Annotated in this window: 9 protein-coding genes and 1 pseudogene; all 10 read right to left on the minus strand. The window is 51.1% G+C overall.

Features of this window, described 5'->3' with window-relative positions; translation table 11 throughout:
* Positions 1–60 precede the first annotated feature (60 nt).
* Complete coding sequence (locus tag AB1757_20800) at positions 61–1,833, minus strand: bifunctional transaldolase/phosoglucose isomerase (GenBank protein ID MEW6129493.1); 1,773 nt, start codon at positions 1,831–1,833, stop codon at positions 61–63.
* A pseudogene (locus AB1757_20805) lies at positions 1,828–2,172 on the minus strand (thioredoxin family protein). Before AB1757_20805 ends, AB1757_20800 begins: the two are co-directional and overlap by 6 nt.
* Positions 2,173–2,309: 137 nt before the next feature.
* Positions 2,310–4,364, minus strand: coding sequence for a transketolase (tkt, locus tag AB1757_20810; GenBank protein ID MEW6129494.1), 2,055 nt, complete (start codon positions 4,362–4,364; stop codon positions 2,310–2,312).
* A gap of 734 nt (positions 4,365–5,098) precedes the next feature.
* Positions 5,099–6,955: a pre-peptidase C-terminal domain-containing protein gene (locus AB1757_20815; GenBank protein MEW6129495.1), complete on the minus strand. Its 1,857-nt coding sequence runs from the start codon at positions 6,953–6,955 to the stop codon at positions 5,099–5,101.
* A complete protein-coding gene (locus AB1757_20820; protein ID MEW6129496.1) occupies positions 6,952–7,701 on the minus strand; it encodes a hypothetical protein in 750 nt (249 codons plus the stop codon). The genes AB1757_20815 and AB1757_20820 overlap by 4 nt, the downstream gene beginning before the upstream one ends.
* A 78-nt stretch (positions 7,702–7,779) precedes the next feature.
* A complete protein-coding gene (locus AB1757_20825) occupies positions 7,780–8,754 on the minus strand; it encodes a YCF48-related protein (protein ID MEW6129497.1) in 975 nt (324 codons plus the stop codon).
* 146 nt (positions 8,755–8,900) lie between these two features.
* Positions 8,901–10,217, minus strand: a complete 1,317-nt coding sequence (locus AB1757_20830) for a nucleotide sugar dehydrogenase (protein MEW6129498.1) — start codon at positions 10,215–10,217, stop codon at positions 8,901–8,903.
* A 142-nt stretch (positions 10,218–10,359) separates the two neighbouring features.
* Positions 10,360–11,352 carry a D-glycero-beta-D-manno-heptose-7-phosphate kinase gene (gene rfaE1, locus AB1757_20835; GenBank protein MEW6129499.1) on the minus strand — a complete coding sequence of 331 codons (993 nt, stop codon included), beginning with the start codon at positions 11,350–11,352 and terminating at the stop codon, positions 10,360–10,362.
* Positions 11,353–11,373: 21 nt separating this feature from the next.
* A complete protein-coding gene (locus tag AB1757_20840) occupies positions 11,374–12,441 on the minus strand; it encodes a glycosyltransferase family 9 protein (protein ID MEW6129500.1) in 1,068 nt (355 codons plus the stop codon).
* A complete protein-coding gene (locus tag AB1757_20845; protein ID MEW6129501.1) occupies positions 12,438–12,614 on the minus strand; it encodes a Trm112 family protein in 177 nt (58 codons plus the stop codon). Before AB1757_20845 ends, AB1757_20840 begins: the two co-directional genes overlap by 4 nt.
* Positions 12,615–12,756 lie beyond the last annotated feature (142 nt).

Below are 12,756 nucleotides of genomic sequence, written 5' to 3' on the forward strand. Positions count from 1 at the left end.
GGGTAAATCGCTTTTCGTTCGCATTATCATGATTTTTGTTCTTCGTGTTAAAAAATATGCTTATCTCAAGGCTTGTTGAATTAACGTGTTGAGTTTTTCTAATCCGGCTTTCACATCCGCGCCAAGATGTACGCGCAAGGCGCGACGCTGGCGGTCAGCTAAGACTTGAAAATCGCCGCGCGCCTGTGCCGCTTTGACAATGCCGAACGTGTAAGTTTGTTCGGGCACCGCGAGTTCCACAGAGTCATCGGCGGTGATTTGCAAAAACACGCCGCTGTTGGGTCCGCCTTTGTAAGCCTGCCCTGTGGAATGCAAAAAGCGCGGTCCGAATCCGAGGCAGGTTGCAACTCGCTTTTTATCACGCACCGCATGACGCGCCGATTGAATCAAGGCTTCATGCGTTTCGTTCATTTCCACATAAGCGAGAAACGCCGCGTAATCGCCCGCGTGAATCGAATTCAGATGGGCGCGCAAATACCCAAGCAGGGTTTGCTCATCGCCTGCCGCTTCAGCAAGGCGCGCGGCATTTTTCTCATCGGTGAAGAGTTTGATTCCCTGCTCTTCGAGAATCGGTGATTCCGCAGGCAGGCTGCCGGTTTGTTCATACGCCGTGGTCAATTCTTTGGTGACGATTTTGCTCGCTTCGACATCGGGTTGATTGAAGGGATTGATGCCAATCACCGCGCCGGCAACCGCCGTAGCGATTTCCCAACGAAAATACTCCTGCCCCAAATCGTAAACATCACCCACCGCAATGCGCACCACCGGCTGCCCGGCTTTCTCTAACGCCGCGACCGCTGCGTCCTGCGCCGCGTCTGCCGCACCTGCCAATCGCAAATAAGCGAACACGCGGTCATTGCCGTAAACTTCGGGCGCACCCAGCGCTTCGCGGTCAATCGGGATGATACCGTAACCTTCTTTGCCGGTGGATTCGGCGATGAGTTGTTCGAGCCACGCGCCTAAATCCGCGATGCCCGGCGAAGTGACAATCGTCAATTTATCGCGTCCCTGCCGCGCTGCTGTGCCAAGTACCAAACCAAGCGCGACGCCGGGATTTAAGCTTGCATCATCATTCTTGCAGGCTTCGACCATGCGTTTGACGCTCGCTAAAAATCGTTTAACATCAACGCCCATCACTGCCGAAGGAACCAATCCGAAATCCGAAAGCGCAGAATAGCGACCGCCGATGCTCGGCACGCCGAAAAAGATGTGACGGAAATTATCGGCTTCGGCAACCTTCTGCATTTTGGAATTCGGGTCGGTGATAGCGATAAAGCGCGAACCTGCTTTATCTGCGCCGACGGTTGCTTTCAAACGTTCAAAGAAATATTGCTTGAAGATATTGGGTTCAAGCGTGCTGCCGGATTTGCTTGAGACGATGCAGAGGCAATCTGAGAGGTCAACTTGGTTTTCAAAGGTTTTAATCTGTTGCGGGTCGGTGGAATCGAGAACCTGAAATTCGGGAAAGCCGGATTGTTTGCCGAAGGTCAAATTCATCACTTCGGGCGCAAGGCTCGACCCGCCCATGCCAAGCAGGAGCGCGTAAGCAAAGCCTTCGCGTTTGATTTCATCAGCGATGTTGGTGAGATGGTCGATTGCATTGAGTTGTGCGTCAACGATGTCGAGCCAACCGAGCCAATTGCTTTCATCACTGTTTGTCCAAAGCGTGGCATCTTTCGCCCACAGTTTTTTGACTTTCGCATTGGCGCTCCAATCCTGAATCGCCGCATCGAATGCCGATTTCAATTCATCAGGAAGTGAACAGGTTTGATTTGAAACCTCAGTGTCCATTATTTGAATCTCCTTTAAATATTCCTTCAGCTTTTCTTCAATTTGTTCTTTTGGATAAAGCGATTGAGTCAGTTCCACAAATTCGCCGTTCCTATAATAAGCCAGTGCTGGCAGTCCCCTTATCTTGAGTTGCCTTGCAATAGACCAAAACTCTTCCCGGTCAATATCAACTGAGCCTATTCTGAAAAGATTCACGTCATCAAGTTGAATTTGCCCTAACCTTTCCTTCATTTGATCATCAATCCGATTCCATTCTGCCCAAAAGTGAATGACGACAACAGGTCGCGATCTAATGAACTCTTCATATCTTTCAACAGATAAAGTTTCGATTATCAAAGCTATCTCTCGCGATTGCGGCTGAGCCGCTAAACCAGAAATCAAGACCTTGGCACATTCAATAAGGCGAGAATACCCATAAACAAGGCTTCATCACAATATGGAGTGTACCAGGCTTCTGCATTCCGGTTTAGCATTCCGTACTTGAAACCCTCAAGTATTCGCTCATTAACAAAATTAAATTATTTTCCCAACTGTTGTTTGGCGGCTTCGACGACTTTTTCAACCGTAAAGCCGAAAAATTTCAACAGGTCTTTGAAGGGTGCAGATGCGCCGAAGGTTTTCATGCTGACGTTCGCGCCTTTCAAACCGGTGTAGCGATCCCACCCCTGCGCGACGCCAAGTTCTACGGAGACTCGCGCTGTGACATCCGACGGCAAGACGCTCTCTTTATATTCCTGAGGTTGCTTCTCAAACAGTTCAAATGACGGCATGCTGACTACGCGGGCTTTGATGCCTTCGGTTTTCAATTGTTCGTAAGCCTCAACGCATAGCGGCACCTCGCTTCCCGTCGCCATTAAAATCACTTCGGGTTTGCCGTCTTCGGCATCGGCTAAAACATACGCGCCCTTAGCGAGTCCCGCTGCCGCCGCGTATTTCGTTCTATCCAAAGTCGGCACCGCTTGCCGCGTGACCACCAGCGCCACCGGGTTATGCGTGAGTTGCATCATCACGCGCCAGGCTTCGACAACTTCGTTGGCATCACCCGGTCGGATGGTGATGAAGTTAGGAATCGCGCGCAACGATGCCAGTTGTTCAATCGGTTGATGCGTAGGCCCGTCTTCGCCGACGCCAACCGAATCATGGGTGAAGACATGAATGGTCGGAATTTCCATCAAGGCGCTCAAACGCAATGCAGGGCGCGCATAATCGCTGAAAATCAAAAAGCCGGAGCCGTAAGCTCGCACTTTGGAAAGCGCCATGCCGTTAATAATCGAAGCCATCGCGTGTTCGCGAACCCCGAAATGAAAATTGCGCCCGCCATAACTTCCCGCCTGAAAATCGCCTGCCCCTTCAAAGGTCAATCTGGTTTTGGTCGAAGGCGCAAGGTCAGCCGAACCGCCAATCACCCAGGGCACCTGCGGGGCAATCGCATTCAACACTTTGCCGGAAGCGTCGCGAAGCGCCAGCCCTTTGGCATCTGCCGCAAAGGTCGGTAAATCCTTATCCCAACCATCAGGCAAATCGCGGGCTTCCATTTTTAAAAATTGCCCGGCGAGTTCCGGGTAGGCTTTCTGATACTCGGCAAACATCGCGTCCCAAGATTGGTGCAACTCGGCGCCGCGTTTTCCGAAACCTTCGGCAAAATGGTCACACACGCCATCGGGCACATAAAAATTTTCTTCGCCTGCCCAGCTATAAAATTTCTTGGTTAAAGCGATTTCATCTGCGCCGAGTGGCTCGCCGTGCGCCCCGTGGGTGTCTTGCTTGTTAGGCGCGCCCCAGGCGATGTGGCTTTTGACGATAATCATGGTCGGACGCTCTTTTTCAGCTTTGAATTTCTTGAGCGCATCCTCTAACGCATCGAGGTCGTTGGCATCTTCAACCTGCAAAACATTCCAACCATAAGCCAGAAACCTGCCGCCGACATCTTCGGTAAAAGCGAGGTCGGTTTTGCCTTCGATAGTGATGCGGTTGCTATCATAAATCCAGCAGAGGTTCGAGAGTTTCAAATGTCCTGCAAGCGACGCGGCTTCGCTGGCGACGCCTTCCATCATGCAACCGTCGCCGGTAATCGAATAGACATCGTAATCAACCAGATCAAAACCCGGACGGTTGAAATAACTGGCTTTCCAACGTTCGGCAATCGCCATGCCAACGCTATTGGCAACGCCCTGTCCCAAAGGTCCCGTGGTCGTTTCAACTCCCGAAGTCAAATGTGATTCGGGATGCCCGGGCGTGCGGCTATGGAGTTGACGGAAGCGTTTGATTTCATCAAGCGTGACGGCGAGTTCGCCTGTCGGTTTGCCTTCGCTGTCCAGTTGTTTAACCCCTGTCAAATACAACATCGAATAGAGCAACATCGACGCATGTCCGATAGACAGCACGAAGCGGTCGCGGTTAGCCCACAACGGCGCGTCGGGGTCGTATCGCAAAAATTTCTGATAAATCGCATAGGCGACCGGAGCCATCGCCATCGGTGTTCCCGGATGCCCGGAATTGGCTTGTTGAACGGCGTCCATTGATAAAGTGCGAATGGTATTGATGCTGAGATTTTCAATAGTTGATGTGCTCACGCTCTTCCCCTTTCAAAGATGGCTTGTTGTTTTGCGGTAATAATGAGAATTCTATAATCCAATCCTCTAACGAAATCCCTGAAGACGTTTCGCTTATTCCCATGTTCAAAAGAAAGCTATCTGCTCAAATCCGTCTTGGCAATAGCGCGAGTGATTAAATTTCGGTTAATCGCCGGTTGGCTCGGTCGTTGGTAAAAATTGCGTTGCCGCATATCATCATTGGGCGATTCCTGAAAGTAAATATTTATCCTCGGATTGCACGGAAAATGCGGATTGAGCGGATTCATTTCATATCCGCTTCATCCGTTTTCATCCGTCAAACCCTAAAATAAATTTTACCTTTCACTGACCAGGGATTGAGTTATTGGCAGGTCGCTCGATTTCAGACATTGGCAACCGACGCAATAAAGCGCCGACAGGTGCAGGCTGAATGTTGCAGCAAAATCTGCAAGTCAATCGGCTAAGTTATTGAATTCTCAAGCAGGTTTTGCGGCTCAGCAAGTGGCACAGGCATTGCCATATAAAGCGGCGAAGCGTTTGCGATTGAAAAATCATAAACGCTTCAAATCCAAAAACGATGAGAGTCGTTTCGGTCTAACACGCGCAACCAATCTGAGGCAGTGCGCGGTTGAGGCAAGCCAAAGCTTGACCTGACAACGCACTGCACAGAAAGGCTTCTTTAATACTTCTCAAAAAATCTCGACAACAACTTTTAAATCACTAACCGATTTTCATTACTGTGCAGCGATGACCCGCAATTTATAACCGAGGCTGCTGTTTTCAAACGCGCTGATGCCAATGGTGTAAGTTCCCGGCGCAAGCGTAATCGCTAAAAATTCATTCGCCGTTGGCCCGTTGCTTTTGCCCATCACTACGCTTGAATCCGTAACCGAAGCTTTTTTCTTGCCCACGGTGGCGGCGTTAAACAGGTACATATCGAGGTCGCCGCCCGCGTTGTCTACGGGTTCGAGAATGATGAAATACAGTTTCGATGCGGTGACTGTGAATTTATAAAAATCCTCAATCGGGTCAACTGTCGCTCCCGGCAGATTGGTAATCCTGAAATTGCTCGCATCATTCCCCGCGACCCTCCCGACAATTTCAAGTGGCGGATTGACTACCGGTGCCTGACGGATTTTATTATTCGGTTCGGTCTCACCAATTGATGTGAAATTGCCGAGATTCAGCCCGTTAATCAACAAATCGATTCCCGATGTGGTGTTGCCGGCGCGCACTGTGACCGGCGTAAATACCGACACCGAATTCGAGGTGTTATTCACGCCGTTGTAATACTCTTCGGAAACCGGAATGGGAATTTGATTGCCAAGCGGCCCGATGCCTGACCCGCCGACGGCGCTGTCATTGAGGCGTTGCAACAAAACCATGTACTCGCCATCGGCAAGCCCGCTGATTTTGTAACGCCCGCTGCCAAACTGTAATCCTGTTACTGCGCTTGCAGCAGTCGCGAGACTATCGGTGCTGTCCTGCGCCGGCGGACTCATCGGCACGCTATCGCCATCAAGCGGAACCGCCGCTGTCGGAAATCCTGTGAAGGCGGTGGTGTCAACGGCAGGCGGATACGCGCCTCTGCTAATGCGTCGCGCTACGACATTGATGCCGGTGACGGGGATTTCGGCGTCACCGGCTTTAATCAACACGCGCCCTTCAATCGAGCCGGTCGAAGCCAGATATTCAGGCGTGGGATAGAGATTTGATAAAGCGGTCGTGGTATCGAAATCAAGCGATGCAACAAAAAATCCCGAACTCGCAAACCCACTCGCGGCAAGCACAGAACCGGGCGCTCTCGTGGTTGCCGAAAATAGAAACGGGTAGAGCGTTTCGGTAAACGGCACGAACAAATCGAAAGCCTGCGCCCGCGTGTAATCGGCAGGCTGCACCGAATTGACGCCATTGGCGGCAATATCGCCATTGATTTGCGCGTGGTCTAAGGGTCCCGCGAAATGTCCGAATTCATGTGTGAAGACACCGAGAAAAGGAATTTCGCCAACCCGACTGATTGCCGCGCCGTTGAGTACCACGATGCCTTCTCTAAGCGTGTTGCTTTCCGTATCGACGCGAATGAAATCGAAAAAGCCGAGCACCCCGCCGCCGCCGGTGATCCCACCATCGCTGTCAAACACTATCGGATTTTGAAACGACCCGCCGGTGCTGTTGTAAACCAATCCGATATTCGAGCCGTTGACATCCATCACTACCCCGGTGTTGGGATTGCGAATCGCCCCGGCATTGACGAATCTCAGGGTTGAGGTGGGAATCGCTGAATACTCATTGAAAATCCGGTCAACCAGCGCCACGGCTTTTTCATTCGATAAGCTGCCAAGCGTTCCCGAATCGACGCGATACAACACGCGCCCCTCGGCATCGACGGTTTGGGTGTTGAGCTGCCCGCCCTGCACAGTCGCGCGCGCCCACAATAACGGTTGCCCGTTGGCGCCAACCACCAGAGATCCTCCCGCCAAAGCGTTTGCCGTCATCAACGCTGCCAGCATCGCAATTATCGAAAGCGACAAGAGTACCCGCGAGTTGCAAAATAATCTTTTCAAATGAAATTTAAAGCTTGAATGTTTCATTGAATGTTTGCTCCCTGAATGATTGAACCTCGCTCTCTGCCGTGCGTTGCGGTGATGCGGTCGACAACCTTGAGCATCGCATTTAACGGCAGCGCCCCGCGTTTATTGATTAAGGTTTGCGCTTCCGGGCTGACATTTTGCAACGGTTCATCAAGACTTGGAAAAATAATTTTCGCATCGGTTTCTTTTTTAATGCTCCAGCCATAGGGTGCATCAAATAGACCGGCATTATTGATGCTGTTACGCGCCAACACACTCCCCGAAGGCATCTCGGAAATCAAGAACGCCCCCTGATACAGCCCGACCGGATAGGTCAATTTGCCATTCATATAATTGGGCGTTAAAAAAAGCAACATGCGGTCACCAACCTCATACGAACTCATGCCGTGAATAAATTCACCGGGTTTAATCGTCTGCCCATGCATGGTCAGACCGGTTTCTTTGAACGCCGCGCGCGCCGGGTGTCCAAGTTGCGTAAAGGTGTACCGGCGATGCAGTTTGCCTTTATAAGCCGCTTCGACTTCAAAGGTGTAATGAGTCACAGACATCATGCCCTGGGCGATGAATGCTTCAGTCGCTTCGACGTTCACACAGCGACCGAGAAAAATTCTGTCGGCGGTGGCTTCCATATCTTCAAGATTGAACCGCACCACGGCGTGATGCGCCTCTGTGGAATGCCAGCCGTTTAAAACTGCCCATGCCGCAAGCGTCAGCATGAACATTGTTTTCATCAAGCGTACTGCCATAAATTTCTCCCTGTTTTATTCAGTCTGATGGATTCGGATAAAGTTTGAATTTCTGTGAACAAAATTGTTGATTACTGCCTATTCAAGCTTTTGAAGCGCGCCGCGTCTGCCGACCGCAAAACCCGTTGTCGCATTTATCAATTCGATTGCCAATAAATTTTTCGCTGAAACCGGCGGCTCAACCCTCCAGCTTTTGCCGCCATCGGTTGAATGCACCGTTGTGCCGCGCGCGCCTACTGCCCAAAAATTATTCTTGTCGGATGCGGCAACCGCGTTAAGCAGTTCGCCAGTGCCGGAATTGACCGACGTCCAATTCGTGCCGTTTTCATTCACTAGAATCGTGCCGTCTGCGCCAACCGCAACTGCCAAACCATCGCCCGTGACCGCTAGTCCCAACAAAGCTTTTGTAGTATTCGAGACTTGCTGAGTCCAGCTTTTGCCCGCGTCACTGGTCGCCAAGATCAAGCCATCTTCACCAACGATGAATCCGCGTTCGGGAGAAGCAAAGCGAATCGTCCACAAATCTTCGACGCGGCTGGTGGCTACAGATTCCCAACGATTTCCACCATCCGTGGTGCGTAAAACCAACCCCCGCCCCCCGGCGGCAAACCCTTGTTCCACATCAACGAAACAGAGCGAATTCAAAACCTCGCCTTCGCGTTCAAAGCGCTGGGTTTTCCAGGTCAAGCCGCCATCGTCCGTGCGTTCAATGCGTCCGGCAAACCCAACCATCCACCCGCGAGTTGGGCTTACGAATTGAATGGCGGCAAAGACCTCTGTGGTTTTATAAATCACCTGCCAACTGTTGCCGCCGTCTGTGGTGCGCAGCAGCGGTCCGCCTTGCGGGCTGATGTCACCCACTGCCCAGCCGGTTTTTTCATCAACGAAATCGATTGCCAGCAAATCATAAGGGCTGAGGCTTTGACCTGCGATCCAACGACTGGGTGAGGAACTATTCTTGTTCGGTTCGGGAGAAGGCTTTTTATTATTACAAGAAACAATTAAAAAAGTGAATGACAGAAAAAAGAACGACCAAATTAATTTCCTTTGCATTAATCAACACCGAAATTTTTTTAAGGAAGCCAAATTATAAACTTTGCCAGACGCAGAAGAAAGCGGGAGATTTGGGAAAGCCCAATCAAAAAACCAAGGCGCGAGTTTTGAACTGATAAAAAACCCGCGCCTGTTGGAGATGCGTTTTATAAGCGAATGATTTTCGCTTCGTGTTCGGAGAGATTGAGGTTGCGTGTGGCGTTGCGTGTATCGACGATGAGCGGCGCGAGGGTCACGACTTTTGCGTAATCAATCGTCGAATGGTCGGTGACGATGATTACAGCATCGCATTCTTTCAACATCTCGTCCGTCAGTTCGACACTCTCTAAGGAACCTTTGCCATCCAAATCCATTTTGGCAATGTGCGGGTCGTGGTAGCTGAGTTGCGCCCCTTTATCCAAAAGCTGTTCGGCGATGGCGAGCGCCGGCGATTCGCGCACATCATCAATATCTTTTTTATAGGCAACCCCGAGCATCAAGACTTTCGAGCCTTTCAAGGGTTTTCCCTGCTCATTCAAGCCGTCCTGAATGAGTCTTACGACATAACGCGGCATATAAGAATTGACCTCTTCGGCAAGCCCGATGAAGCGCGCTTCAAAACCATGCAACCGCGCTTTCCATGAAAGATAATGCGGGTCGAGCGGGATGCAGTGGCCCCCTATTCCAGGACCCGGATAAAACGCCATAAAGCCGAAGGGTTTGGTGGCTGCGGCTTGAATGACTTCCCACGAATCAATCCCCAGGTGATAGCAGAGTTGGGCGATTTCGTTGACCATCGCAATGTTTACCGAACGAAAGGTGTTTTCCAAAAGCTTGGCGGTTTCGGCAACTCTCGCGCTGGAAACTTTATGCACCCGTTCAACGATGGTTTGATAGAGCGCCGCCGCCATATCCATCGAAGCGTGCGACACGCCGCCGACCACTTTCGGAATGTTGTGGGTTTGAAATTGCGGATTGCCGGGATCGACGCGCTCCGGTGAAAAGGCGAGAAAGAAATCTTCATCGAGTTTCAAGCTGGTCTCTTCGAGCATCGGCAATAACACTTCGTCTGTGGTGCCGGGATAGGTTGTCGATTCGAGAATAATCAATTGCGGCGATTGAATGTGCGCGCACACCTGTTCGGCGGCGGCGAGTATATAAGAAATATCCGGCTCTTTGGTTTTGCGAAGCGGCGTCGGCACACAAATCACCACGGCATCGGTTTTGCGCAATTTGGAAAAGTCAGTGGTTGCCGACAGATTGCCTTTTTCAACCAGGGTTTTGACGGCTTCGGTCGGCACGTCGGGAATGTAAGAGATGCCTTCATTGATGACATTGGTGCGGCGATCATCAACATCAAAGCCGATGACCGTATGTCCGGCATGCGCCAGTTCAACAGCCAGTGGCAAACCGACATAACCCAAACCGATAACGCCGACAACCGCGCGTTTTTCATTGATTTTATTTAATAATTCCGAACTCATTTTAATTGATTACTCCGTGGTTAATTTGTTGTAGAGATTTTTGAACCTGAAATCTGTTTCTCTGCTTACTCGACCAAAGCGTTGATGCTGCTTTGAGAGCTAGTGCCTCTCTATCATCCAATCGAATCCATTTTCAATGCAACTAAATCGTCGCCAGCAATTCTTTGCGGGTGACAGTTGCGGTGCCGAGTTTACCGACGACAACGCCCGCCGCGTGATTGGCAAGCACCGCCGCTTCAACAAACGACGCGCCGCTGGCAAGCGCAAGCGTGAGGGTTGCAATCACCGTATCGCCTGCGCCCGTCACATCGTACACTTCACGCGCCACTGTGGGAATGTGCGTAAGCCTTTCGTCATCCGTAAACAACGACATGCCTTCTTCGCCGCGAGTGATGAGCGCAGCGCGACACTTGACGGTTTCGAGAATGCGTTTTCCGGCTTCGAGCAAACTGGCTTCATCTTCGATAGTGATTCTTGCAGCTTCGCTGGCTTCCTGATGATTGGGCGTGATGACCGTAACCGGCTGATAGCTCGCAAAATCTCTGAGCTTCGGGTCTAAGCAGACCGTAAGCCCGCGCCCACGCGCCGCCGCAAGCGTCTGTTCGAGAACGCGCGCCGTAAGCAACCCTTTGCTGTAATCGGAAACCACCACCGCATCGGCATCATCGAGTTGGTGAATGAAGGTGTGAATGATTTGCTCTTCGAGTTCAGTTGACACCCTTGCTTTGCTTTCACGGTCAGCGCGAACCACCTGTTGATTGTGCGCGATGATGCGGGTTTTTAAAGTCGTCGGGCGGTTGCTATCGGCAACCAAGCCATCGACTTTGACGCCGATTCTGGTAAACGCCTGGCGCAATCGTTCGGCATCCGCATCATCGCCGATGATGCCAACAGGCAAAGGCGCAGCGCCAAGCGCCACCAGGTTATTTACGACATTTCCCGCGCCGCCAAGCGCCAGCGTCTGGCGTTCGACTTCAACCACCGGGACGGGCGCTTCGGGAGAAATGCGCCGCACCCGCCCGAAAATAAATTCATCCAACATCAAATCGCCGAGCACGATGATGCGTTTGCCATCGAACATTCCGGTTATGGATTCGGCGCGATGCTGTTCAATTGTTGCTTGCGACTGGCTCATTCGTTTGGTTTACAACTTTCGTTAATTTGCGCGACGCATCACGGCGTCAACCGCGTCAATCACTTCGTCAACCGCGATATTTTTAATGCTGTTTTCAATTCTTTCGTCTGTATTACCGGCTACCGACTGCCGACCCCTGACTACCGCACAAGGCGCATCCGTCCACGGTCGCCACACCGTCGCGTTTGATGAACCGAATATCGCAACCAGCGGGCGTTTGAAAGTCGCGGCAATATGCATGGGTCCGCTGTCATTACCGACAAACAAACTTGAGAGACTAATCAATGCCATCAACTCTTTCAAGTTCAAGTCCGTGAAAATAGATGTCGGGCAATCGGCAAGCGAAGCGACCTTTTCAACAACCGCCTGTTCGTGGCTTGCGGCAATCAAGAGACTCGGCATCTGCCAATTGTCGAAAATATATTTCGCAACCTCGGCGAATTTTTCTTCCGCCCACTGTTTCGATGAAAACGCCGCAGCCGGTGAAACAATGGCAAGCGGGCTAGCCAAATTTCCATCTTGTAAAAGTTTTAATCCGGCGAGCCTTTCGAGCACGTTTCGTTTGGCAGTTTCATCAACAGATAAATTCAACTGCGGATTATCCGGCAAAGGCACCCCCGCGTAATTTAACAACGCCAGTTGTTGTTCGACGCTATGAATCGTGCTGCGACCGAGGATGACATCGGGCGCGGGCGCAATGAAATTTAATAAAGACGAATAACGTTGTCCCGCGTAACCTACGGTAATCGTCGCCCCGGATAGTCGCGTCAAAAAATTTGCCGTTGAACCACCGTGCATATTGAACGCGATGTCGAAATGTTCACGGCGCAAACGGCGGATGAGTTGAGCGCGTGACGAAAATTTTGATTCAGTGACGAACAACTGATCAACCAGAGGATGCCGGTCAAGCAGCGGCGCGGCGAGCGGTTCGGAAACTACAGCGATGTTGATTTCCGGTCGAAAGGCTTTCAAAGCGGCGAGGCAAGGCGTCATTAAGACCGTATCGCCGATTGACCGGAGTCGCACCAGCAAAACCTTTTCGATGCGCGACCAGTCAGGCTTGATTACTTCGTTTGCAACCTCATTCAAGCCGCGTCCTCTATGGTCGCTTCATCAACCAGCATCACCGGGATGCCATCTTTTATCGGATAGACCCGCTTGCATTCGGGGCATTTCAAACCGCTTTCATCGCCCTGGAGTTCAACTTTCACTTTACAAAGCGGGCAGACGAGAATGTTTAACAGTCGCTCACTGATTGGCACACTAACCTCCTTAACTAAACCTGAGTATTGAGTTGAAAAAGTTGAAAGGGATGTTTTGAACCGTAGTTGATAAAATCATTTTGCCAAATTCAATTACGGAGGACATCCCTGATGCCATCTATGATACACCAATTGACCACCA

Source organism: Acidobacteriota bacterium, from assembly GCA_040754075.1.
Classification (GTDB): domain Bacteria; phylum Acidobacteriota; class Blastocatellia; order UBA7656; family UBA7656; genus JBFMDH01.